22 protein-coding genes are annotated in these 22,102 nt (G+C 62.4%); 6 read left to right on the forward strand and 16 right to left on the reverse strand.

Features of this window, described 5'->3' with window-relative positions; translation table 11 throughout:
- Nucleotides 1-27: 27 nt before the first annotated feature.
- The 5 genes from ACZRMO_RS26725 to ACZRMO_RS26745 all read right to left on the reverse strand — a co-directional run bounded on the left by ACZRMO_RS26725 (nucleotide 28) and on the right by ACZRMO_RS26745 (nucleotide 3,982).
- Nucleotides 28-609, reverse strand: a complete 582-nt coding sequence (locus ACZRMO_RS26725) for an alpha/beta hydrolase (protein ID WP_463974836.1) — start codon at nucleotides 607-609, stop codon at nucleotides 28-30.
- 291 nt (nucleotides 610-900) lie between these two features.
- Nucleotides 901-1,302, reverse strand: a complete 402-nt coding sequence (locus ACZRMO_RS26730; RefSeq protein ID WP_124526239.1) for an ExbD/TolR family protein — start codon at nucleotides 1,300-1,302, stop codon at nucleotides 901-903.
- Between the two features lies 1 nt (nucleotide 1,303).
- The gene (locus tag ACZRMO_RS26735; RefSeq protein ID WP_124526310.1) at nucleotides 1,304-2,026 is read right to left on the reverse strand and encodes a MotA/TolQ/ExbB proton channel family protein; all 723 of its coding nucleotides are present in this window, start codon (nucleotides 2,024-2,026) and stop codon (nucleotides 1,304-1,306) included.
- A 51-nt stretch (nucleotides 2,027-2,077) separates the two neighbouring features.
- Complete coding sequence (locus tag ACZRMO_RS26740) at nucleotides 2,078-2,890, reverse strand: energy transducer TonB (protein WP_463974837.1); 813 nt, start codon at nucleotides 2,888-2,890, stop codon at nucleotides 2,078-2,080.
- 240 nt (nucleotides 2,891-3,130) lie between these two features.
- Nucleotides 3,131-3,982, reverse strand: coding sequence for a LysR family transcriptional regulator (locus tag ACZRMO_RS26745; RefSeq protein WP_463974838.1), 852 nt, complete (start codon nucleotides 3,980-3,982; stop codon nucleotides 3,131-3,133).
- Between the two features lie 108 nt (nucleotides 3,983-4,090).
- Between ACZRMO_RS26745 and ACZRMO_RS26750 the strand changes: the two genes are divergently transcribed.
- Both ACZRMO_RS26750 and ACZRMO_RS26755 read left to right on the forward strand, forming a co-directional pair.
- A complete protein-coding gene (locus ACZRMO_RS26750; RefSeq protein WP_207040928.1) occupies nucleotides 4,091-5,260 on the forward strand; it encodes a CynX/NimT family MFS transporter in 1,170 nt (389 codons plus the stop codon).
- A gap of 97 nt (nucleotides 5,261-5,357) precedes the next feature.
- Nucleotides 5,358-6,293: a LysR family transcriptional regulator gene (locus tag ACZRMO_RS26755; RefSeq protein ID WP_463974839.1), complete on the forward strand. Its 936-nt coding sequence runs from the start codon at nucleotides 5,358-5,360 to the stop codon at nucleotides 6,291-6,293.
- Here the strand turns inward: ACZRMO_RS26755 and ACZRMO_RS26760 are convergent.
- Nucleotides 6,184-7,278 carry a fatty acid desaturase gene (locus ACZRMO_RS26760; RefSeq protein ID WP_463974840.1) on the reverse strand — a complete coding sequence of 365 codons (1,095 nt, stop codon included), beginning with the start codon at nucleotides 7,276-7,278 and terminating at the stop codon, nucleotides 6,184-6,186. The genes ACZRMO_RS26755 and ACZRMO_RS26760 overlap by 110 nt on opposite strands.
- A gap of 100 nt (nucleotides 7,279-7,378) precedes the next feature.
- Between ACZRMO_RS26760 and ACZRMO_RS26765 the strand changes: the two genes are divergently transcribed.
- The gene (locus ACZRMO_RS26765) at nucleotides 7,379-8,383 is read left to right on the forward strand and encodes an AraC family transcriptional regulator (RefSeq protein WP_463974841.1); all 1,005 of its coding nucleotides are present in this window, start codon (nucleotides 7,379-7,381) and stop codon (nucleotides 8,381-8,383) included.
- A 119-nt stretch (nucleotides 8,384-8,502) separates the two neighbouring features.
- On the opposite strand, the gene ACZRMO_RS26770 is transcribed toward ACZRMO_RS26765, so the two are convergent.
- Nucleotides 8,503-8,868, reverse strand: coding sequence for a response regulator (locus ACZRMO_RS26770; protein ID WP_463974842.1), 366 nt, complete (start codon nucleotides 8,866-8,868; stop codon nucleotides 8,503-8,505).
- Nucleotides 8,869-8,906: 38 nt separating this feature from the next.
- The gene (locus ACZRMO_RS26775) at nucleotides 8,907-9,593 is read right to left on the reverse strand and encodes a Crp/Fnr family transcriptional regulator (RefSeq protein ID WP_463974843.1); all 687 of its coding nucleotides are present in this window, start codon (nucleotides 9,591-9,593) and stop codon (nucleotides 8,907-8,909) included.
- Between the two features lie 83 nt (nucleotides 9,594-9,676).
- Between ACZRMO_RS26775 and ACZRMO_RS26780 the strand changes: the two genes are divergently transcribed.
- Nucleotides 9,677-10,204 carry an Mpo1 family 2-hydroxy fatty acid dioxygenase gene (locus ACZRMO_RS26780; RefSeq protein ID WP_463974844.1) on the forward strand — a complete coding sequence of 176 codons (528 nt, stop codon included), beginning with the start codon at nucleotides 9,677-9,679 and terminating at the stop codon, nucleotides 10,202-10,204.
- Nucleotides 10,205-10,379: 175 nt separating this feature from the next.
- On the opposite strand, the gene ACZRMO_RS26785 is transcribed toward ACZRMO_RS26780, so the two are convergent.
- From ACZRMO_RS26785 to dibA, 6 genes are all read right to left on the reverse strand, one after another.
- Nucleotides 10,380-11,360, reverse strand: coding sequence for a sulfate/molybdate ABC transporter ATP-binding protein (locus ACZRMO_RS26785; protein WP_017736171.1), 981 nt, complete (start codon nucleotides 11,358-11,360; stop codon nucleotides 10,380-10,382).
- Between the two features lie 3 nt (nucleotides 11,361-11,363).
- A complete protein-coding gene (gene cysW / locus ACZRMO_RS26790; RefSeq protein WP_017736172.1) occupies nucleotides 11,364-12,236 on the reverse strand; it encodes a sulfate ABC transporter permease subunit CysW in 873 nt (290 codons plus the stop codon).
- 13 nt (nucleotides 12,237-12,249) lie between these two features.
- Nucleotides 12,250-13,068 carry a sulfate ABC transporter permease subunit CysT gene (gene cysT / locus ACZRMO_RS26795; protein WP_017736173.1) on the reverse strand — a complete coding sequence of 273 codons (819 nt, stop codon included), beginning with the start codon at nucleotides 13,066-13,068 and terminating at the stop codon, nucleotides 12,250-12,252.
- Between the two features lie 185 nt (nucleotides 13,069-13,253).
- Complete coding sequence (locus tag ACZRMO_RS26800) at nucleotides 13,254-14,264, reverse strand: sulfate ABC transporter substrate-binding protein (protein ID WP_016975030.1); 1,011 nt, start codon at nucleotides 14,262-14,264, stop codon at nucleotides 13,254-13,256.
- Between the two features lie 74 nt (nucleotides 14,265-14,338).
- Entirely contained in the window at nucleotides 14,339-14,521 is a 183-nt protein-coding gene (oscA, locus tag ACZRMO_RS26805) for a sulfur starvation response protein OscA (protein ID WP_003170956.1), read from the reverse strand.
- Between the two features lie 302 nt (nucleotides 14,522-14,823).
- Complete coding sequence (gene dibA, locus ACZRMO_RS26810; protein ID WP_463974845.1) at nucleotides 14,824-16,737, reverse strand: phosphodiesterase DibA; 1,914 nt, start codon at nucleotides 16,735-16,737, stop codon at nucleotides 14,824-14,826.
- Between the two features lie 166 nt (nucleotides 16,738-16,903).
- Between dibA and desA the strand changes: the two genes are divergently transcribed.
- Both desA and ACZRMO_RS26820 read left to right on the forward strand, forming a co-directional pair.
- Nucleotides 16,904-18,088, forward strand: coding sequence for a delta-9 fatty acid desaturase DesA (gene desA / locus ACZRMO_RS26815; protein WP_017735284.1), 1,185 nt, complete (start codon nucleotides 16,904-16,906; stop codon nucleotides 18,086-18,088).
- Between the two features lie 188 nt (nucleotides 18,089-18,276).
- On the forward strand, nucleotides 18,277-19,278 hold the full coding sequence (locus ACZRMO_RS26820; RefSeq protein ID WP_463974846.1) for a sensor domain-containing diguanylate cyclase: 1,002 nt from the start codon (nucleotides 18,277-18,279) through the stop codon (nucleotides 19,276-19,278).
- Nucleotides 19,279-19,452: 174 nt separating this feature from the next.
- Here the strand turns inward: ACZRMO_RS26820 and ACZRMO_RS26825 are convergent, their stop codons facing one another.
- Nucleotides 19,453-20,661: an HDOD domain-containing protein gene (locus ACZRMO_RS26825; protein ID WP_463974847.1), complete on the reverse strand. Its 1,209-nt coding sequence runs from the start codon at nucleotides 20,659-20,661 to the stop codon at nucleotides 19,453-19,455.
- A gap of 139 nt (nucleotides 20,662-20,800) precedes the next feature.
- Complete coding sequence (gabT, locus tag ACZRMO_RS26830) at nucleotides 20,801-22,078, reverse strand: 4-aminobutyrate--2-oxoglutarate transaminase (RefSeq protein ID WP_463974848.1); 1,278 nt, start codon at nucleotides 22,076-22,078, stop codon at nucleotides 20,801-20,803.
- Nucleotides 22,079-22,102 lie beyond the last annotated feature (24 nt).

A 22,102-nucleotide genomic window follows, 5' to 3' on the forward strand; every position in this document is an offset into this window, starting at 1 on the left:
ACTCAGGGACGGGGCGTCGAAAAATGTTCAGGCACTACGGCGGGCGTGGTGCTCAAGGCGGTTTTGCAGGCGATAGAGGTAGGCAAAACCCTGCTCCCAGCGCTGGTGGCCGGACTTCACATTGATATGCCCCGCGCCCGACAGGATGCCGGCTTCGGCGCCCCACTGACGTGCCAACTCCAGGGCCCTCGGGGCGCTGACGGCACTGTCATTGTCGGAGCTGACCACCTGGCTCGGAAACGGCAGCAGGTCGGTAGGAATCGGCGCGAAATTGCGCAGGGCCGGCGAGCAAGCAGGTCGTTCGACATCGGCCGGCGCCACCAGCAAGGCGCCACGCACCTGCCGCAAGAACTGCACGGGAGCCGTCGCCGCCCAATGCGCCACGGTGATGCAACCCAGGCTATGGGCGATCAGGATCACCGGCGTGCTGTCGGCAGCGATGGCCTCGGCCAGCGCGGCCACCCAATCTTCGCGGCGCGGCGTCAGCCAATCGGCCTGTTCCACGCGGGCGCTGTTGGGCAGGCTACTCTGCCAATGACTTTGCCAATGATCTTCTGGCGATCCTTGCCAGCCCGGCACGATCAGATAACGAATCGACTCGCTGTGCATGGGTGTGCCCTCCTGCAGCGTTTAACGTTGTAGGACAGTATAGGGACGGGTTTTATATTCGTTAAGGAATAAGAAGCTATTTATTAATAACCAAAAACTCATTCCTGATTGATCGTTCCCACGCTCCGCGTGGGAATGCATCCTGTGACGCTCCGCGTCACGACCTTGAGAACGGACGCCGAGCGTCCAAAGCGGCGTTCCCACGCAGAGCGTGGGAACGATCATCGCAGGCAAAAAAAAGGCCGCACCCTGCCAAGGAGACGGCCAAAAAATTGTCGCGGCTTTCTGAAACTAACGAGCGGTTATCACCGACAACTTGGTAATCCCCGCGCGTTCGATCGACGCCATGGCTCTCGCCACTTCGCCGTAGTTCACACCATCGTCAGCCTGCAGTTGCACCCGCACATCGGGGTCCTTGGCCTTGGCCGCCTGCAGATTGAATTCCAGCAGATCCGGCTGGATTTCGTCCTTGTTGATAAACACCTTGCCGGCGCCGTCGATGCTGACCACCAGCGGGTCCTTCTGCTCCACCGGGGCCACGGCCTCGGTCTTGGGCAGGTTGATCGGGATCGCGTTGGTCAGCAGCGGCGCGGTGACGATAAACACCACCAGCAGCACCAGCATCACGTCCACCAGCGGCGTGACGTTGATCTCGCTCAGTACCTCATCACTGTCTTGGGTGGAGAAGGCCATGTCAGGACGCCTCCTTCACTTTTTGCGGGGTGCCGGCAGCGGTTTTGTTCAGTGCCGGGTGCAGCAGCACGCGGAACGAATTTTTCTGCGCGAGGCTGTAGAAGTCGTGGGCGAAGTCGTCGAGGTCGGCTGCGGTCAGTTTGAGACGACGCAGGAAGTAGTTGTAGACCAGCACCGCCGGCACCGCGACGGCGATACCGACGCCCGTTGCAACCAGCGCGGCACCAATCGGCCCGGCCACGGTTTCGAGGCTGGCGGAGCCGGCGGCGCTGATGCCTTTGAGGGCTTCCATGATGCCCCACACGGTGCCGAACAGGCCGATGAACGGCGAGGTGCTGCCGATACTGGCGACCACGGCCAGGCCGGTTTCCAGGGAGCGACGCTCACGCACGATCTGCTGGCGCAGGGCGCGTTCGAGGCGGTCCTGATGGTTGATGGCCTGGCTCAAATCCGCAGCGTGCGGGGTTTCACCGACCTGGATCGCCGCGTAGCCAGCCTGGGCCACACGAGCAGCGGCGCCAGGTTGGGTCTCTGCCAGCTCGGCGGCCGAGTCGAGACTCGACGCCGCCCAGAACTGTTTGTGGAACTTGCGATCCTGCGCCTTGAGGCGACCGAACTGCACGCCCTTCAACAACGCCAGGCCCCAGGTCGCGACCGAAAAGACCACCAGCAGCCAGATCACCGCGCTTTCGATGGATTCAAGTGGAGATGCTAATGCCATGATGTGTTCCCTCTGTGCAGGTCGCGGCGTGTGCAACACACCGCAGCCGAATAGTTAGTGAATCTTGAAATCGATCGGGACGCTGACCCAGCCGTCCTGGGCCACGTCGCCCTGCTTGGCCGGTACGAAGCTCCAGCGCTTCACCGCTGCCAATGCGGCGTCGTCGAGTTGCTGGCGACCGCTGCTTTTCTGGATCTGGATCTCGCCCGGCTTACCGCTGGCCAGCACGTGTACCCGCAGCAACACCGTGCCTTCCCAGCCCCGGCGCTGGGCCAGTGACGGGTATTCGGGCGCCGGGTTCTTCAAGTACGCGGCGTTGGCCGAAGCGGGTGTGACCGGGGCCGGCGCCGGTGGAGCAGGCGGCGCGGGCGGGGCGGGTGTCGGAGGCGCGGGCGGTTGCTCGACCGGTTTCGGGGCGGGCTTGGGCTCAGGCTTCGGCACGGGCTTTGGCTTGGGTTTTGGAATCGGTTTTGGCGGCGCCGGCTTGGCGGCCAATTCATCCACCACGGGCGGCGGTGGCTCGACCACAGGCGGCGGCGGTGGTGGCGGCACAGGCGGTGGCGGTTCAACCACCGGCGGCGCCGGCTGGGAAAATTCGATGGTCATCGGCGGAATTTCCGGCGGCACGATCGGCAGCACCGGCGTGGGCTTCTGCGCCACCCAATAGATCACCGCACCGTGCAGGGCCAACACCAGCAAGCCCAGCAAAATGCCTTCGCGACGGCTGGAGAAACGCTTGGGGGTTTGCTGCGTTCGCAGTTGCCCCAACGGCGCGCGGTGCGGCCGGCCAAGGTCGACCAACTCACCACTCGGTGCCTGGCGCCATTGCGCCTCTTGTGCACTGGCGGCGGTCTGGACATTGCCCATTGATTCACTCCCTACGGTTTTGAAACCAAAAAACCGACGGGCCTGCGTGGAAGGCCGTCGAGGGCTGAATCATCGGGGCCAGACGCTTATCTCTTAAAGTAATCTTTAAAGTTATACATAGATCTAAATTGAATAAACGAAACATTCAGAAACGCCAAGGCCACGTCTTCCGTGGCCTGGCGCCGAGGCGTTTTTTTTCAATGCTTTGCAGGCATACAAAATATTCCGCAAAGGCATGCATCAATGGGGGTTGTTTGCGCATAAATCGAACAACTCGCTTTGCAAACACTGCCCCGCCGCGCCCAAGCCGCTGCGCGCATACAACGCCAGGCGCACGCCCTGCACCGCCGGCAAACCGCTGTCGTCGCCAAGGATCAAGTGCCCCGCCTGCACCACACGACGCGGCAACAAGCTGATCCCCAACCCCGCCGCCACCGCCGAACACACACTGGCCAGGCTCGCGCTGGAATAGCCGATGCGCCAGCGCCAGCCGCCCACTTCCAGGTGTTGCAGCATTTCATTGCGGTACAACCCGCCCACCGGGAACGCCACCAACGGCAGCGGATCACGCCCCAGGGACGGCGTGCTGCGGCTGTCCACCCAACACAGCGGTTCCGGCCACGAGGCCAGGCAGTCGTCGCTGTCGCCCATTTGCTTGACCAGCAACACGTCGAATTCGCCGCTGCGGTACTGGCGCTGCAACTCCGGGCCGAGGCCGCTGGTGACTTCCAGCCGCACCCGTGGATACGCCAGCACAAACGCCGACAGCAAGGGCATCAGGCGCTCGGAGGCAAAGTCTTCCGGCACACCGAGGCGCAACACGCCGTCGCTTTGCTGGTTGATCAACACGTCGGCGGCCTCTTCATGCAGCGCGAGGATGCGCCGCGCGTAGGCCAGCAGGCGTTCACCCTCGGCGGTGGCGACCACACGGCGCTGGTCGCGGTCGAGCAACTGGCAGCCGGCGACGTCTTCCAGGCGGCGGATCTGCTGGCTCACAGTGGATTGGGTCAAGTGCAGGCGCTCGGCGGCGCGGGTGAAGTTGCCGCAATCCACCACGGCGACAAAGCTGCGTAACAACACGGGATCGAACATGGCGCTCACCATTCCATTTGCCACTGGTTTTCATGGTTATATTTAATTTCAGAATACCTGCAGCGCTGCCCATACTCACCCTCCATTTTCCTGCCGCAAGGGCGCTGCATGACCCTCAATAAATCCTTCGCCGGCTGGGGCCTGCTGATTGTGCTGGGCCTCAACCTGCGGCCGATCCTCAGCTCCATCAGCCCTTTGCTCGGCGAGATTCGCCTGGCCACGGGCTTGAGTTTCCAGAGCAGCGCCTTGCTCACCAGCCTGCCGGTGATTTGCATGGGCTTGGTGGCGTTGGTCGGCGTGCGTGTCGAGGCGCAGTTGGGTGAGCGGCGCGGTATCGCCTTGGGCCTGATGATGATCCTGCTGGCGTGCCTCGCCCGCTGGCTGATGGGCCAGGGCGCGGCGCTGCTGGTGACGGCGTTGCTGGGCGGCGCTGGCGTGGCGCTGATCCAGGCGTTGGTGCCGGCGATGATCAAGCGCGAATTCCAGCACCGCGTGCCGGTGGCGATGGGCGTGTATTCGGCTTCGTTGATGGCCGGCGGCGGGCTCGCGGCGCTGCTCAGCCCGCTGGTGGCCACGCAGTTCGGGGATTGGCAGGCGGGCCTGGGCGTGTGGCTGTTGCCGGCGTTGGGCGCATTGTTGCTGTGGGCCTGGTTGCCACTGGGGGCGGAAAAAAGCGCCAAGGAGATCCCCGCGTTCAAGGGCCTGCGCAATCGCCGCGCGTGGTTGCTGGCGCTGTATTTCGGCCTAGTGAACTGCGGCTATATGAGCCTGGTGGCGTGGCTGCCGGCGTTCTATCAGCAGTTGGGCTGGGGCGTGCTGCCCAGCGGTTCGTTGCTGGCGTTCATGACCATCTTCCAGGTGCTCGCCGCGCTGTTGATGCCGGTGCTGGCACAACGCGGGATCGACCGGCGGCCGTTGCTCGGCATCAGCCTGTTGGCGCAAACCGTGGGTTATCTGGGCTTGATCATTGCGCCGCTGCAATTTCCCCATCTGTGGGTCGCGTTGTGTGGTTTTGGCCTCGGCGCGTGTTTTGCCCTGAGCCTGCTGCTGACCCTCGACCACCATCGCGACCCGCGCCAGGCCGGGCAATTGGCGGCCTTTGTGCAGGGCGTGGGCTTCTTGATCAACGCCGTGTCGCCGTGGATGACCGGCTGGTTGCGCGAACTCACCGGCAACTTTGTCAGCGCCTGGGTGGTGCTGGCCGTCACCGCCGTGGCGATGCTGGTGGTCACACGGGTATTCAGCCCGGCGACCTACCGCACGGCGCCCGCTCTATAGTTATGCGTTTAAGATCTAGATAAAACAAACATGCTTCATTGACGGAATAAGCACGCCGCTTAAAATCCCGGTTCTCCTCTTGGACGCCGGGCCCCCCATGGATCTTCGCCAACTGCGCTATTTCATTGCGCTCAACGAGCACCGCAGTTTTGTGCGCGCCGCGGACGCCATGGGCATCACGCAACCGGCGTTCAGCCGCAGCATCCAGGGCCTGGAGCAAGAGTTCGGCTGCGTGCTGGTGGACCGCGCCCACAAGGAGCTGCGCCCGACCCCGGAAGGCCAGGTGGTGCTGCAACATGCCCTGAGCCTGGTGCAAGGCGCGGCGTTGCTGAGCCACGAAGTCACGCGCATGACCAAGCTCGATGCCGGCGAAGTGCGTTTGGGCTGCGACGTGGTGGCGGCGGTCAACCTGCTGCCCGAGGCCCTGGCGCGGTTTGTCGGCGCCTACCCCAAGGTGCGCAGTGCCTTGCAGGTGGATAACTGGGAACGGCTCGGGCGCAGCCTGAGCCGCGAAGAGATCGAATTTTTTATCGCCGATGTGCGCCACTTCGAAGCCGACCCGAACTTCCAGACCCAGGCCCTGACGCCCCGGCGCAGCGTGTTTTTCTGCCGGGCCGGGCACCCGCTGCTGGCCAAGGACAGCCTGTCCACCAACGACCTGTTCGGCTACCCGCTGGCCACGCCGCTGATCGCGCCGGGCATTCGCAAGCTGTTGGCCAACCTCAGCGGGCGCATCGACTTTGCCCCCGCCATCGAGTTGGAACAGTTCGCCGCGCTGGCGAGCATCGTGCGCCAGTCCGATGCGATTGGCCTGGGCGCCGAAGAAGCCTTCGTCGATGACTTCGCCAGCGGCGCGTTGCAGGTGCTGCACTGGCGCAACCTGCCCCACGCCCTCGATAGCTTGAGCAACCGCTGCGGGGTGATCAGCCGCGCTGGGGCGCGCTTGTCGCCTGCGGCGAAGGCGTTGATCGAGACGCTGCTGGCGGTGGAAAGCCAAGCCGATTGGCCCGCGCAAACGTCCCGAAATCATTGAAGCGCACGCCCATCTGCGCCATGACCTTGTGCGCCACCTTGGCGGTCATCTGGCGGATATAGAACGGCTCCTTCACCACAAAATGATGGATGCCATGGGTGCTACCAAAGTTGAAGCAGAACGCCTGCAACGGCCACAGCCACCACGGGTTCAACACCTGGGTCTGCTGGATCACATTGCCCAATTCCACATCGCCGTAGTAGTGCATGTTGGAGCTGACAAAGTGCAGGCAAAAGGTGCGCAGCACATTGGGGCCGATGATCACCACGGCGGCGATGTCGATCACCTGCATCACCTGCAACGTCGTGGCTGACCACTCGATGGGCGCGCCCAGCAGGCTGGCGACGCCATTGGCCGCGTGGAAGCCGAGGAACACGTACCACGCGCCCCAATGCAGCAGCGCCAGCGGTGCGTACACCAGCAGCGAGCGCTTGAGGATGCTGAACTTGTGCTTCCAGGTCTTGGCCCGCAGCAGGCGGATAAACGCCGACATGACGTTGTCGCCGACCATCAACAGCCGCGCAAAACCCCAGGGTTCGCCGTTGGTGATGGCGCGTTCTTCCATATCCGCCTCAGTGCCGGACACCTTGTGATGGTTGAGGTGCAGGTGACGGCGAATCCACGGGTTGATCGTGCTCGGCCGCGCCAGCCACACCAGGCCCATCATCAGGTGGTGGGGGATGCGCTGCTTGCGAAAGTACATGCTGTGGATCAGGTCGTGTTCCAGCTCGTGGGTCAGTGAAGCCAGGAACGCATTGATCAACAGGCACGCCCACCAGGCCATGTAACCCTCGATGTAGAGCGCTGCCGAGCCCAGCATGCCGAGCAACGCAAACGCCAGGATGCCCGCGCCCAGCGCGTCCTGATGCAGCAGCCAGGGATGCTGCTGGCGCAAGCGCACGCCTTCTGCCAGCACCACTTCACGGATATGCGCCGAACGCTGTTGCGCGTTCATCTGCTGGGGACTTGCAGAAGTACCGTCCATGCTTCCATCCTCTGGTTATTGAAGCGTCCATCCTGCCCCACGCGATCTGGCAGGGCGCTAGCCCTGGACGCCAACCTGTTGACCGCAAGCGCCAATCGCCATGACCGAACCCACCTCCCTCGCCAGTTGGACCCGCGCCCTGCGCAAGCAGCTCGACGCCCTCGGCCTCGACAGCGCCGCGCTGTGCACGCAAGCCGGGCTCGACCCGCAGCAGATGGACGACCCGAATGCGCGCTACCCGCTGTCGGCCACCACGCGGCTGTGGGAACTGGCGGTGCAGGCCAGCGGTGACCCGGCGATTGGCTTGCGGGTGTCGCGGTTTGTCAGCCCTACCACCTTTCATGCGCTGGGCTATGCGCTGGTGGCCAGCGGCAGTTTGCGCGAGGTGTTCGAGCGCATCGTGCGTTATCACCAGGTAGTCAGCGACGCCCTGACCCTGGAGTTGAGTGGCGATGGCCAGCGCTACCGCTTTCGCCTGCTGCAACCCAGCGGCAGCCCGGCGCCGGCGTTCGAAGCCATCGATGCGTTTGCGGCGATTTATGTGCGCACGTGCCGCAATCGCCTGGGCCGGGACTATGCGCCGCTGGCCGTGTACCTGCGGCGTCCGCAACCGGTCGATCCCAAGCCCTGGCACACGGTGTTTCGCGCGCCAGTGTTTTTTGGCGCCGAGGAAGACCGCCTGGAATTCGCTGCCCAGGACTTCGACAGCCACCTCGACGACGCCAACCCCGAACTGGCCGAACACAATGAAACCGTGCTCAAACGCACCCTCGCCCAACTGCAACCGCTGACCTGGGAGCGCAAGGTGCGCCGGGTGATCGAAGCGCAATTGCCCGACGGCGAGCCCAGCGCAGAACGGGTCGCCCAGGCGTTGCACTTGAGCTTGCGCAGCTTGCAGCGGCATCTGGCGGACGAAGGCTGCCGGTTTGATGCGTTGCTCAATGAGTGCCGGGAGAATTTGGCGTTGCTGCACTTGCGGGACCCGCAGTGTTCGTTGGCGGAGATCAGTCATTTGCTGGGGTTTGCTGATACCAGCAGTTTTAGTCGGGCGTTCAAGCGCTGGACGGGGGTGACGCCGGGGCAGTTTCGGGAGGGGTTGAGGTAGATTTGTGGGGTTTTTGAGGGCCTCTTCGCGAGCAAGCCCGCTCCCACATTTGACTGCATTCCAAAGTTGGAACTCGATCAAATGTGGGAGCGGGCTTGCTCGCGAAGGCGTCAGATCAGTCACCGCCCACGATCACGCCGTAACACTTTCCTCACCCGCGCCACCAACGCCTTGGCCTCGAACGGCTTGAGCAGGTAGTCATCTTCATGCAATTCCAACCCACGCAGCCGGTCTTCAATGCCGCCGGGCGTGGTCAGGAACAACACCGGCGTGCTGCCCTTCTGGCGAATCGCCTGCTGCAATTTCCAGGCATTCAGCCCGGGCAGCATCACATCGAGGATCACCAGGTCGTACTCGCCGTCCTCGACCAGACGCTGGGCCGCCATGCCGTTGGCCGCCACTTCCACGCTGTAGCTGGCCTCGTTCAAGCCCTGGGCCATCCGCTGTGCTTCGTCGGATTCATGTTCCACTAACAGCACGCGCATAAGACACCTCGATTGATCAGGCCAGCAGGCTAACACCCTCAGGTGTGCGCCGCCTCCCGCAACCGCCCGGCGTCGAGGATTTCGATCTCACCGTAGCCCAAACGCACGATGCCCTGGGCTTGCAGGTCCTTGAGCAAGGCGTTGGTGGTCTGGCGCGACAGGCTCAGCAAGGCGGCGAGGTCTTCCTGGGGCAGTTGCACGATGCGCCGTGAGGGCTCGATGTCGCCGTGGCCGTCAATGATCATCAGCAAGCGATGGGCCAGACGCACCGACGCCGGCATCAGGCGCAATTGTTCGAGGCCGATAAAGCTCAGACGCAGCTTCTGGCTCATCAACAACGCCAGGTCGCGCCAGTAGCGCGGGTTTTCATCGAGGCTTTTCAACAGCGCCTGCTGCGGCACCTGCAACAGCGTGCACGGGCCGACGGCGCAGGCGTCGTGGGTGCGCGGCAGGCCGTCGAACAGGCAGATCTCGCCAAACCAGAAAGGCGGCTCCACCAGGCTCAATACCGCTTCCTTGCCGTGTTCATTGACCGCACTGATGCGCAAGCTGCCATCGAGCACCGCATACAAGCCGCACGGCGGGTCGCCGCGCTTGAACAGGTATTGCCCCGCCGTCAGTTGGCGCAGCCGGGCGTGGGCCAGCAAGCTAGTCTGAAACGGTGCGGGCAGGTGACTGAACCACTGGCCTGTCGCCAGTTGCGCGGGCCATTGCGCTGCATCCATGGGAACTCCGAAGATTGTCGCCCAGTTGACAGTCAGGCAAAGGCTGACAGGGCATGATCAAACATCCTACAGGAGGAACAACAATGAAAAGCCTCGTCGATCACCTCAGCCAATACGCTGCCTACCACCGAGACCCGCGCAATATCGCCAGCCACTTTATCGGCATCCCGTTGATTGTGGTCGCGGTGGCTGTGCTGCTGTCGCGTCCCGAATGGCCGGTGGGCGCGCTGTGGATTTCACCGGCGGTGCTGCTCGCGCTGTTTTCGGCGTGGTTCTACCTGCGCCTGGAACTGGCGCTCGGCGTGTTGATGACGGTGCTGATGGGCTTGTCGGTGTGGGCCGGGCATGTGTTGGCGGCACAGAGCACGCTGGTGTGGCTGAGCAGCGGGATTGGGATGTTTGTGGTGGGCTGGGTGATTCAGTTTGTCGGGCACTATTACGAGGGTAAAAAGCCGGCGTTTGTGGACGATGTGTCGGGGCTGATCGTCGGACCGTTGTTTGTGGTGGCGGAGTTGGCGTTTCTGGTGGGGCTGCGGCATGACCTCAAGCAGCAGATCGAAGAACGCTCAGGCCCGGTGGCGCGCCGCGATCTAAAGCCTAGTGGGATTTGAATGTGGGAGCGGGCTTGCCCGCGATAGCGGTGGCCAGTTGATCGTTCCCACGCTCTGCGTGGGAATGCATCCCTGGACGCTCTGCGTCCATTCTTGAAGGCGTGACGCAGAGCGTCACCGGCGGCATTCCCACGCAGAGCGTGGGAACGATCACAGCTTGGGTTTCATCCGGGCGTTAGGCTTTTTGCCAGACCTTGGGCTTGAAGAACAACGTCTCGCCACGGGCCAGGCCGGTGAGGCTGTCGTGGTCTTTCACCACTTCGGCTTCGATCAGCTCGCTCTGGCCTTCCACCTTCAACGTCACGCGCGTGGTCGCACCCAGTGGGCGGATATCGCGTACTTCGGCGGCGTGGTGGTCTTCCAGTTCATGACGCGACAACGACACTTCATGGGGGCGGAACAACACGTGATTGTCTTCGCCCAAGTGCAGACGGTTCGAATCACCGAGGAAGTGATAGACGAAATCGCTGGCCGGGTTTTCGTAGACTTCGCCCGGTGAGCCGATCTGCTCGATCACGCCTTTGTTCATCACCACGATACGGTCGGCGACTTCCATGGCCTCTTCCTGGTCGTGGGTCACGAATACCGAGGTCAGGTTGATGTCTTCGTGCAGGCGTGCGAGCCAGCGGCGCAGTTCTTTACGCACCTTGGCGTCGAGGGCGCCGAACGGTTCATCCAGCAGCAGCACTTTCGGTTCCACCGCCAGGGCGCGGGCCAGGGCGATACGCTGGCGCTGACCGCCGGAGAGTTGTTCCGGGTAGCGGTCGGACAGCCAGTCCAGCTGCACCATGTTCAGCAGCTCATGGACTTTGCTGGCGATCTGGCTTTCGCTCGGGCGCTGGTTCTTCGGCTTCATGCGCAGGCCGAAGGCAACGTTGTCGAACACGGTCATGTGGCGGAACAACGCGTAGTGCTGGAACACGAAGCCGACGTTGCGATCACGCACGTCGTGGCCGGAGACGTCTTCACCGTGGAACACGATGCTGCCGTCATCCGGGGTTTCCAGGCCGGCGATGATGCGCAGCAAGGTGGTCTTGCCGCAGCCGGACGGGCCAAGCAACGCCACCAGCTCGCCACTCTGGATGTCCAGATTGATGCTGTTCAGGGCCTTGAAGGCGTTGAAGTTCTTGCTGACATTACGGACTTCGATCGACATGACTTATTCCTCACCGGCACTGTTGCGCAGGCGGTTGATACGGTTCTCGCTCCACTGCTTGAGCAGCAGGATGAAGAGCGCCAGGATCAGCAGCAGGCTGGCCACCGCAAACGCGGCGACGTGGTTGTATTCGTTGTAGAGAATCTCGACGTGCAGCGGCAGGGTGTTGGTGACGCCGCGAATGTGGCCGGACACCACCGACACCGCGCCAAACTCACCCATGGCCCGTGCGGTACACAGCACCACGCCGTAGATCAGGCCCCATTTGATGTTCGGCACGGTGACGTGCCAGAACATCTGCCAGCCATTCGCCCCCAGCAGGCGCGCGGCTTCTTCTTCCTGGGTGCCCTGCTCTTGCATCAGCGGGATCAGTTCACGGGCCACGAACGGCACGGTGACGAAGATGGTCGCCAGCACGATGCCGGGCAAGGCAAACACGATCTGGATGTCATGGTCCTGCAACCACGGGCCAAAGAAGCCCTGGGCGCCGAACATCAACACGTAGACCAGACCGGCGATCACCGGCGACACCGAGAACGGCAGGTCGATCAGCGTGACCAGGATGCTCTTGCCACGGAACGAGTACTTGCTCACGCACCAGGCGGCGCTGACACCGAACACCACATTGAGCGGCACCGAAATCGCCACGGCGATCACCGTGAGTTTCAACGCCGACAGCGCGTCGGGTTCGAGGATCGCGGTGAAGAACGAGCCGAGGCCGTTCTTCAAGCCCTGGGTCACCACGATCAGCAGCGGCAACAGCAGGAACAGCGCAAACACCAGCCAGCCGAGGCTGATCAGGATACGTCGCGACACTGCGCTGCCACGGCGGGCAGCGTTGGCCGAGGACGCGGCGGAAATAGACGATTGGGACATGTTCCGCGCCTCCTTATGGACGTTCGATGCGCCGCTGCAACAAGTTGATCAGCAGCAGCAGGACAAAGGAAACCACCAGCATCAACACACCGATGGAGGTGGCGCCGCGGTAGTCGTATTGGTCGAGCTTGACCATGATCAGCAGCGGCAGGATCTCGGTTTTCATCGGCATGTTGCCGGCGATGAAGATCACCGAACCGTACTCACCGACGCCACGGGCAAACGCCAGGGCGAAGCCGGTGAGCCAGGCGGGCAGCAACGCGGGCACGAGGATGTAGCGGAACACCTGCAACGGCTTGGCGCCCAGGCAGGCGGCGGCTTCTTCGATTTCCCGGGGGATATCGGCGAGTACCGGCTGCACCGTGCGCACCACGAATGGCAGCGTGACAAAGGTCAGTGCCAGGGTGATGCCCAGCGGGGTGTAGGCGATCTTGAAGCCCAGGTCGGCGGCAAACTGGCCGACAAAACCGTTAGGCGTATACAAGGCGGTCAGTGCGATACCCGCCACGGCGGTGGGCAAGGCGAAGGGCAGGTCGATCATCGCATCGATGATCTTGCGGCCGGGGAAGGTGTAGCGCACCAGCACCCAGGCCAGCAGTGTGCCGATCACGCCGTTGATCAGTGCCGCATACAGCGCGGTGCTGAAGCTCAGCTTCAAGGCCGCCAGCACGCGCGGTGCTGAGATGATGTTCCAGAACTGATCCCAGGTAAGTTGAGCGGCGTGTACAAACATCGCCGCAAGGGGGATGAGTACGATCAGGCTGAGGTACACCACGGTGTAGCCCAGCGTCAGCCCGAAGCCGGGTATGACGGGGGAGATACGACGCGACATAAGAGTCCTTGGTTAGCGGAGCGGACATGCAAAACCCGCAAGCGAATGCGGGCTCCTGATCCCTGTAGGAGCGGGCTTTGTGTGGCGAGGGAGCTTGCTCCCGCTGGAGCGCGAAGCGCTCCCAAATCCTGGGGCCGCTTCGCAGCCCAGCGGGAGCAAGCTCCCTCGCCACAACCAGTCCGCGCTTATTGGGCGGTGTAGATCTGGTCGAACACGCCACCGTCGTTAAAGAATTTCGGTTGGGCAGTTTTCCAGCCGCCGAAGTCTTTGTCGATAGTCACCAGGTCCAGTTTCGGGAACTGTTGGGCGTATTTGGCGGCAACTTTCGCATCCCGTGGGCGGTAGAAGTTCTTCGCCGCAATCTCCTGGCCAGCCGGGCTGTACAGGTGTTTCAGGTATTCAGTAGCGATTTCGGTGTTGCCCTTTTTCTCGGCGTTCTTGTCGACCACGGCCACTGGCGGCTCGGCGAGGATCGACAGGGACGGCACGACGATGTCGAACTTGTCGGCGCCGCCGTCTTCTTTCAGCGCCAGGAAGGCTTCGTTTTCCCAGGCCAGCAACACGTCACCCTGACCGTTGTTGACGAAGGTGATGGTCGAACCACGTGCGCCGGTGTCCAGCACAGGTACGTGTTTGAACAGCTCTTTCACGTATTCCTGGGCCTTGGCTTCGCTGCCGCCCGCCTTGAGGCCGTAGGCCCAGGCGGCGAGGAAGTTCCAGCGGGCGCCGCCGGAGGTTTTCGGGTTCGGGGTGATGACCGAAACGTCTTTCTTGATCAGGTCGCCCCAATCCTTGATGCCTTTAGGGTTGCCTTTGCGCACCAGGAACACGATGGTCGAGGTGTACGGGGTGCTGGCGTCCGGCAGGCGGGTCTGCCAGTTTTCCGGGAGGGTCTTGCCCAACTTGGCAATTTCGTCGATGTCGCCGGCCAGGGCCAGGGTCACTACGTCGGCGCGCAGGCCGTCGATCACGGCGCGGCCTTGCTTGCCCGAACCACCGTGGGATTGCTGAATTTTCACGTTGTCGCCGGGGTGGGACTGTTTCCAGAAATTGGTGAACTCAGCGTTGTAGTCCTGGTACAGCTCACGGGTCGGGTCGTACGAGACGTTGAGCAACTCGTAGTCCTTGGCAACGGCGGAACCTGCAAACACGGCGCTGGCCAGGGCGGCCAGGGCGTAACGGCGAATCGACGACATAGAAGCTCCTGAAAATTCTGGGTGTTGGCTTTTTCTTATAAGTGCGGGTCTAGCATGCGAATCGCCGTGACTGCTTAGCTCGGTTTGTTACCCGGGTTCTGCAGGCGGAATTTTTCTTTGCGTTCGATCTGGACCACTTGCGCGTTATGCACGGTGATTTCCACTGCGCCAAAGCGCAGATCGCGCAATGCGCTCTGGATCTCACGCAAAATGGCTGCTTCGTCCTGGCCGTCGACGCTACGTAGAGATGCGCTCATGGTCTCGCTCCTGAAATAAAGAGTGCCTTGCAGTGGCGGCACTGCGGGTGGCGTGAGAGCGATAGTAGATAAGCGCGGATATTCTTAAAAATACTATTTAAGAATGTTTATATAACCAGAAAGAATTTTCTGGTGGGACGTGGGGTTGCGTGCAGATTTTTTGTGATGCCGCTGAAATTAAGCCCTGAGAAGATCCAAATGTGGGAGCGGGCTTGCTCGCGAATGCGGTGTGTCAGTCGCCACATGTGCTGGCTGAACCACCGTATTCGCGAGCAAGCCCGCTCCCACATTTTGGCCACATTTCAAATTCGGATGGTCGGCGCCCTCGCCCAATCGATTTCACTCGCCGGCACGGGCCGGCCAAACCAGTAGCCCTGCCCCAGATCGCATTCATGCTCCAACAGGAAGCGCGCCTGCTCCACTTGTTCGATCCCTTCGGCATGCACCTGCATGCCCATGCTTTTCGCCAAGGCGATCACCACGCGCACGATGGCGGCGTCGTCTTCGTCCCACGGCAAGCCGGCGACAAAGCCCTGGTCGATCTTGAGTTTCTGCACCGGCAGGCGCTTGAGGCGCAGCAGTGAGGAATAACCGGTGCCAAAGTCGTCGATGGCCAGGCGCAGGCCCAGTTCGCGCAGGCGGTGCAGTTGCTCCAGGGCGGCTTCGGGGTCGTCCATCACCGCGCTTTCGGTGACTTCCAGCTCAAGGAAAGCCGGATCCAGGCCGGTGTCGTGCAGCACCTGGGCAACTTGGTCGTACAGTTCACGCCGGGCAAACAGGCGGCTGGAGACGTTGACCGCGATAAAATTCAGCGCCACGCCCTGCGCCAGCCATTGGCCCATCTGGCGGCAAGACTGGTCCAGCACCCAGGCGTCGATGTCGGCGATCAACCCGGTGCGTTCGGCGATGGGAATGAAATCCCCCGGCGGCACCAGGCCACGTTCCGGGTGCTCCCAGCGCACCAGTGCCTCGACGCCGATCAGGCGGCTGCCTTGCAGGTCGTGCACGGGCTGGTAGTAGACGCGCAGTTCGTGCTGGTCGAGGGCGCGGCGCAGTTCGCTGGCGATTTCCACGCGGTTTTGCGCGTGGGCGGTGAGTTCTTCGGTGTACAGCGCGTAGCCTTCGCGCCCGGCGCTCTTGGCCTTGAACAGCGCGGAGTCGGCGTTGCGCAGCAGTTGCTCGGCGCTCAAGGCATCGCTGGGGAACAGGCTGATGCCGACGCTGGCGCTGATAAACAGTTGGTGGCCATCAAAGATGAACGGTTGTTTCATCGCGTCCAGCATGCGTTGCGCCAGGCCGGCGGCTTGCACCACCTGTGGACAACTTTCCGCCAACACAGCGAACTCGTCGCCGCCCAGGCGCGCCAGGGTTACGCCGGGGCCGAACAGGGCCTTGAGCCGCTCGCCCACCAGCTTGAGCAGTTGGTCGCCGACGTTATGGCCGAGGCTGTCGTTGATGATCTTGAAGTGGTCCAGGTCCAGCAGCAGCAAGGCGCAGCCGCGCTTATGCACTTGCGCCGAGGCCAGCGCCTGCTCGGCGCGGTCGGTGAACAGCAGGCGGTTGGGCAGGTCGGTGAGCGGATCGTGGTGCGCCAAGTGCGCCAGTTCGTGCTCGGAATGCTTGATGGCGCTGATATCGGAGAACACTGCGACATAGTGGCTGACGTGGCCGAGATCATCCTGCACGGCGCGGATGGTTTGCCACTGTGGATAAATCTCGCCGCTCTTGCGTCGGTTCCAGATTTCCCCGCTCCATTCACCGGTACGACCCAGGGCCTGGAACATCTGTTGATAAAAACCCGATGAATGGCGCCCGGATTTGAACAGGCTCGGCTGCTGGCCCATGACGTCTTCGCGGCGGTAGCCGGTGATCTCCACAAAGGCGCGGTTCACATGCACGATCAGGCCCTTGGCGTCGGTGACCAGCACGCCTTCGCGGGTGCAGTCGAACACGGCGGCGGCCTGGCGCAAGCGTTCGCGGTTTTCCTGCAGGGGCTGGGCAAGCCGGTTGGCCCGGTCAAACCGCGCGCAAAGCAGGTAAATGGCCAGCGCGCTGAGGGCTACCCACACATAGCCGCGCACCTGCAGCCAATGACCCAACTCCCTCGGTTCATCGAGAAAGTTGATCAATATCTGGTTGCTGAGCTGGAGCCAGACAATGGAAACCAGCAGGTATACCAGCCCCACACGCAGGGCACCTCGGTATGAAAACAGCATATGGTCAGTAATCCTTACCAAAAAAACAGAATCGCCCTACAAAGGCTGCGGATTATAGAATAAGAAACATCCCGTCACTCCTATCTGAAAGGGTGGCTGGTTTTCTCTGTAGGCTTAGTGATAATGCGTGAGCTGTTTTTTTCTTTATCTGAGGGCCATACAGCCTATGTGGTACAACGGTTTTCTTGACCTGTCAGCCTGGCAACTGGTGGCAGTCACTCTGTTGATGACCCACGTGACCATCGTTGGGGTCACCGTCTATCTGCACCGCTATTCAGCCCATCGTTCCCTGGAACTCAATGCCGGCCTGAAACACTTCTTCCGCTTCTGGCTGTGGCTGACCACGGCGCAGAACACCCGCGAGTGGACTGCCATCCACCGCAAGCACCACGCCAAATGCGAAACCGTCGATGACCCGCACAGCCCGGTGATCAAAGGCCTGTCCACCGTGTTGCGCAAAGGTGCCGAACTGTACCGCGCCGAAGCGGAAAACCCCGAGACCTTGCGCATCTACGGCAAAAACTGCCCGGACGACTGGATCGAGCGCAAGATCTACACGCCCTACCCGCTGCTGGGCGTGGCGATCATGGGCGTGATCGACCTGCTGCTGTTCGGTACCATCGGCATCACCATCTGGGCGATCCAGATGATGTGGATCCCGTTCTGGGCCGCCGGCGTGATCAACGGCCTGGGCCATGCCGTGGGCTATCGCAACTTCGAATGCCGTGACGCGGCGACCAACCTGGTGCCGTGGGGCATCATCGTCGGTGGCGAAGAGCTGCACAACAACCATCACACCTACCCCAACTCCGCCAAGCTGTCGGTGAAGAAGTGGGAGTTCGACCTGGGCTGGGCCTGGATCAAGGTGTTCAGTTGGCTGCGCCTGGCCAAGGTGCAGCGCGTGGCGCCGATTGCCCACCGCGTCGAGGGCAAGGGCCACCTGGACATGGACACCGCGATGGCGATCCTCAACAACCGCTTCCAGATCATGGCCCAGTACCGCAAGCTGGTGATCGGCCCGCTGGTCAAGCAAGAGCTGGAGAAGGTCGATCACTCGGTGCGCCACCAGTTCCATCGCGCCAAGCGCCTGCTGTCGCGGGAGACCAGCCTGCTGGATGAGCGTCATCACCTGCGCATCCAGGGCATGCTGGAACACAGCCAGGCACTGAAAGTGATCTACGAGAAGCGCCTGGCACTGCAACAGATCTGGCTCAAGACCAGCACCAATGGCCACGACATGCTCGCCGCCATCAAGGAATGGGTGCATGAGGCCGAGGCCAGCGGCATCCAGTCCCTGCGCGACTTTGCCCACCAATTGAAGACCTATTCCCTGCGTCCTGCAGCGGTCTGAGCCTACGGTGGGAGGGCTTGCCCTCCCACCCACCGGCTTTTTGGCGCCATTTCTCGGACACCGTCAATCGCGCCCGATGACGGAACTTCACTGCAATTCGCCTCTCTCAATGAACACTTCGCCATCATGGTGGCCCCTTGTTGTGACCGCTGTTCCATCCTGCGGCGCGCCCAGAGAGAGTTGTGCCGATGGTTCACGAAAAGCCCTACCTGCCCGATCCTCCCAGCGCTGAGCACCCGCGCCCCGCAGCGGCGGCGACCCTGCTGGCGCTGATGCACGCCCAGGGCGAAGTCGAGCGGCTGAGCGAGCGCGAACAATTGCTCAGTTCACTATTGGTCAGCGTGAACGCCGTGCTGTGGGCCATCGATTGGCAAACGCGTCGCGTGCTCTACGTGAGCCCGGCCTACGAGCGGGTATTTGGGCGTTCGGCCGGCGCGCTGCTGGCCGACCACCGCGAATGGCGCAACAGCATTCACCCCGAAGACCTCGACTACGCCGAACACAGCCTCGCCCGCGTGCTGGAACGGGGCTCCGTGGAAGACCGCGAGTACCGCATCATCACCGCTGACGGGCAGATCCGCTGGCTCAGTGACAAGTGCTACATCAACCAACAGGTCGAACCTGGCGAGCCGGTGATCGTGGTCGGCATGGCCGAAGACATCACCGAGAAAAAGCAGCTGGAACTGGAGCTGCATCGCCTCGCCACCACCGACGTGCTGACCCAGAGCAGCAACCGCCGGCATTTCTTCGAATGCGCCAACCAGGCATTCGACAGCGCCTGCGCCCAAGGCGCGCCGTTGGCGTTCCTGTTGCTGGACATCGATGACTTCAAGGACGTCAACGACACCTACGGCCACCTGGAGGGCGACCAGGTGTTGCGGCGTATCGCCGAGAGCGGTCGCGGGGTATTGCGCCGTGGCGACCTGTTCGGGCGCATTGGCGGCGAAGAATTCGCCGCCGTCCTGCCCGGTTGTGCGCCGGAGATGGCGTTGCAGGTGGCTGAGCGGCTGGGCAAGGAGATCCAGGCGTTGAGTTTCAGCTATGAAGGCTTGGCGTTTACGGTGACGGTGAGCCAGGGTTTGGCCAGCCTCAGCGAAGAGGACTCGACATTGGACAGCCTGTTCGCCCGCGCGGATGCGGCGATGTATGAGGCCAAGCGGCTGGGTAAGAACCGCGTGGTTGCAAGTTAGAGCCAGGCACTTTCATCGGCCACAACAAAGATTCAATGTGGGAGATTGCTGTGGCGAGGGAGCTTGCTCCCGCTGGGGCGCGCAGCGGCCCCAAAATCTTGGGAGCGCTTCGCACTCCAGCGGGAGCAAGCTCCCTCGCCACAGCAATCTCCCACATTTGGATCTCACTGTTCTCTAGGCCTTGCGCACCCGAGTCAGCTCCGACAAGCCCACCTTGAGCAATCGCGCAGTCTTGCCATTGGCCAGCGCCTCCAAGCCTTCATGCTCAGTCAACCGCGCCATCTGCGCCGCCAGGTTTACCACCAGCGCATCCCGCGCATACACCCCGCCCTCCAGCGAGTAGATCGCCGCGATCAACTGGCGCAGCTCATGGGGCAAGCGCCAACGCGCACGCAACGCTGAGCCATAGGCGGCACCGAAGGTGTAGAGCGCCTCGCCAATCGCTTCGTCATCCAATTCACCACCGCCTTGGCGCCAGTCTTCCAGGCAACGCAACAAGGCCAGGTCGCCGAGCCGATGCAGGATACCGGCGCTGTAACAGCGCTCGTGATCCAACTCCAGCATGCGGGCCAGGCGTCGCGCATAGTCGGCGGTGTCCTGGGACAACTGCCAGTGACGCTCGGCATAGGCCACCAGCGCTGCATCCCCCAGCACCACGTTGTGCTTGAGGGACAGGCCGAGGATCAGGTTCATGCTTTGCCCGGCGGCAAGCTTGTGCAGCGCCGCTGGCAGGGTTTGCACCGGCGTGCCGTGATGGCCGGCGCTGTTGGCGGCGGCAATCAGCACGGCGGTGATTTGCGGGTCCATGCGCACCTGGTCTTCCAGGCGCTTGAGGTCCAGGCCCTCGGGGCCAAGGCTTTTTTGTACCGCGTCTTTCACATCCACGCGCAACGGTGCGCCGTCAGAGGCCTCGCGACGGCGCTCCAGGAACACCGGCAAGGTGATGCCTGGGGCTAGCGGCGGGATTTCGCAGTACACCGTTTCGCCTTCATTGAGCAGCAGGTCTTGCAGGCGCTGGGTCAGGCTTTCCATGTTCAGGGGTTTGGTCAGGTACGCCGTGGGCGCCAGGGGCAGGGCTTCACGCACACTGGCGCTGTCATTGCGACTGCTCAGCAGAATGAACGGCAGCGCGGGCGAGCGGCGCTGCAGGCGCACGCTGCGCAGCAGGCTCAGGCCATCGATGCCCGGCAACTCCCAATCGGCCAGGATCAGGTCGTAGGCTTTTTCCCGCAGCAAGGTAGCCGCTTGCTGACCGTCGGCACACACATCCAGCCGTGCGTCACAGCGCACGTTCAACAACACTTGCTTGAGCAGGTCCCGCGACCAAGGGTCCGCTTCGGCAATCAACACGCGGGGTACAGCGGGTAAATCAACAGCAGTCATCCAGCACGCTCCATCGGCAATGCTTGCACCTTAGTCAATGGAGGCGGGTACGTACAATGAACCTGGGCTGAATGTGCTGTATCGGGCACAAAAAAACCCGCCGAAGCGGGTTTTTTCTGTCGAACAGGTCAGCTTGCGCTTACAGCTCGGAGAAGCACTCTTCGATGATCGCCAGGCCTTTGTCCAACTGCTCGTCCGGCGCGGTCAGCGGCACCAGCACGCGCAACACGTTGCCGTAGGTGCCGCAGCTCAGCAGGATCAAGCCCTTGTCACGCGCCTTGGCCACCACGGCAGCCACGGCCGCAGCGTTTGGCTTGTGGGTGTCGCCGCCGTCGAACAGCTCGACCGCGATCATCGCGCCCAAGGCACGCACGTCACCGATTACCGGGTACTTGGCCTGGATGGCTTTCAGGCCAGTCACCAGGCGCTCGCCGACGGACTTGCAACGGTCCAGCAGGTGCTCTTCTTCAAACACTTCCATCACCGCCAACGCAGCCGCGCAAGCGATCGGGCTACCGGCGTAGGTGCCGCCCAGGCCGCCTGGAGCGATGGCGTCCATGTATTCAGCCTTGCCGCACACACCGGCCAGCGGGAAGCCACCGGCGATAGATTTGGCGAAGGTGGTCAGGTCGGCAGCGACGCCCATCTGTTCCATGGCGAAGAAGGTACCGGTACGGCCGGCGCCGGTTTGCACTTCGTCGGCGATCAGCAGGATGCCGTGCTTGTCGCACAGTTCGCGCAGGCGCTTCATGAAGGATTTAGGCGCGACATAGAAACCGCCTTCGCCCTGCACCGGCTCGATGATGATGGCAGCGATATCACGCGGCTCGGCATCGTTCTTGAAGATGCGTTCGATGCTGGCGATGGAGTCGTCGTCGCTCACACCGTGCAGCTCGTTCGGGTACAGCGCGCGGAACACACCGCCTGGCATCAAGCCCATGCCGGCCGAGTACGGCACGACTTTACCGGTGAGACCCAGGGTCATCATGGTGCGGCCGTGGTAGGCGCCGGTGAAGGCGATCACGCCAGCGCGGCCAGTGGCGGCACGGGCAATCTTCACGGCGTTTTCCACCGCTTCGGAACCGGTGGTGACCAGCAGGGTTTTCTTGGCGAAATCGCCTGGCACCTTGGCGTTCACTTTCTCGCATACTTCGACGTAAGGCTCGTAGGCCAGTACCTGGAAGCAGGTGTGGGTCAGCTTGTTCAGCTGCTCGGTCACGGCGGCGATGATTTTCGGATGCACGTGGCCGGTGTTCAGCACGGCGATACCGCCGGCGAAGTCGATGAACTCGCGACCTTCAACGTCGGTCACTGTAGCGTTCTTCGCGGATTCGGCGAAGATCGGGTGGATCTGGCCAACACCGCGCGGGACAGCGGCTTCGCGGCGTTTCATCAGGGATGCGTTGGTCTTGCTCATAAAGTCCTCATTCGCCACTCATCG

The organism is Pseudomonas sp. B611 (assembly GCF_055407965.1).

What these genes read in the sequence shown, in the direction of transcription:
- ACZRMO_RS26775 (WP_463974843.1), bottom strand. Translation starts at nt 9,593, where the DNA reads ATGGATGCAGCGCAATGGCCCGCGCAACTGGCGACAGGCCAGTGGTTC.
- gabT (WP_463974848.1), bottom strand. Translation starts at nt 22,078, where the DNA reads ATGAGCAAGACCAACGCATCCCTGATGAAACGCCGCGAAGCCGCTGTC.
- ACZRMO_RS26755 (WP_463974839.1), top strand. Translation starts at nt 5,358, where the DNA reads ATGGATCTTCGCCAACTGCGCTATTTCATTGCGCTCAACGAGCACCGC.
- ACZRMO_RS26760 (WP_463974840.1), bottom strand. Translation starts at nt 7,278, where the DNA reads ATGGACGGTACTTCTGCAAGTCCCCAGCAGATGAACGCGCAACAGCGT.
- desA (WP_017735284.1), top strand. Translation starts at nt 16,904, where the DNA reads ATGTGGTACAACGGTTTTCTTGACCTGTCAGCCTGGCAACTGGTGGCA.
- ACZRMO_RS26765 (WP_463974841.1), top strand. Translation starts at nt 7,379, where the DNA reads ATGACCGAACCCACCTCCCTCGCCAGTTGGACCCGCGCCCTGCGCAAG.
- cysW (WP_017736172.1), bottom strand. Translation starts at nt 12,236, where the DNA reads ATGTCCCAATCGTCTATTTCCGCCGCGTCCTCGGCCAACGCTGCCCGC.
- ACZRMO_RS26780 (WP_463974844.1), top strand. Translation starts at nt 9,677, where the DNA reads ATGAAAAGCCTCGTCGATCACCTCAGCCAATACGCTGCCTACCACCGA.
- oscA (WP_003170956.1), bottom strand. Translation starts at nt 14,521, where the DNA reads ATGAGCGCATCTCTACGTAGCGTCGACGGCCAGGACGAAGCAGCCATT.
- ACZRMO_RS26750 (WP_207040928.1), top strand. Translation starts at nt 4,091, where the DNA reads ATGACCCTCAATAAATCCTTCGCCGGCTGGGGCCTGCTGATTGTGCTG.
- ACZRMO_RS26730 (WP_124526239.1), bottom strand. Translation starts at nt 1,302, where the DNA reads ATGGCCTTCTCCACCCAAGACAGTGATGAGGTACTGAGCGAGATCAAC.
- ACZRMO_RS26820 (WP_463974846.1), top strand. Translation starts at nt 18,277, where the DNA reads ATGGTTCACGAAAAGCCCTACCTGCCCGATCCTCCCAGCGCTGAGCAC.
- ACZRMO_RS26785 (WP_017736171.1), bottom strand. Translation starts at nt 11,360, where the DNA reads ATGTCGATCGAAGTCCGTAATGTCAGCAAGAACTTCAACGCCTTCAAG.
- ACZRMO_RS26825 (WP_463974847.1), bottom strand. Translation starts at nt 20,661, where the DNA reads ATGACTGCTGTTGATTTACCCGCTGTACCCCGCGTGTTGATTGCCGAA.
- ACZRMO_RS26770 (WP_463974842.1), bottom strand. Translation starts at nt 8,868, where the DNA reads ATGCGCGTGCTGTTAGTGGAACATGAATCCGACGAAGCACAGCGGATG.
- ACZRMO_RS26725 (WP_463974836.1), bottom strand. Translation starts at nt 609, where the DNA reads ATGCACAGCGAGTCGATTCGTTATCTGATCGTGCCGGGCTGGCAAGGA.
- dibA (WP_463974845.1), bottom strand. Translation starts at nt 16,737, where the DNA reads ATGCTGTTTTCATACCGAGGTGCCCTGCGTGTGGGGCTGGTATACCTG.
- cysT (WP_017736173.1), bottom strand. Translation starts at nt 13,068, where the DNA reads ATGTCGCGTCGTATCTCCCCCGTCATACCCGGCTTCGGGCTGACGCTG.
- ACZRMO_RS26745 (WP_463974838.1), bottom strand. Translation starts at nt 3,982, where the DNA reads ATGTTCGATCCCGTGTTGTTACGCAGCTTTGTCGCCGTGGTGGATTGC.
- ACZRMO_RS26740 (WP_463974837.1), bottom strand. Translation starts at nt 2,890, where the DNA reads ATGGGCAATGTCCAGACCGCCGCCAGTGCACAAGAGGCGCAATGGCGC.
- ACZRMO_RS26800 (WP_016975030.1), bottom strand. Translation starts at nt 14,264, where the DNA reads ATGTCGTCGATTCGCCGTTACGCCCTGGCCGCCCTGGCCAGCGCCGTG.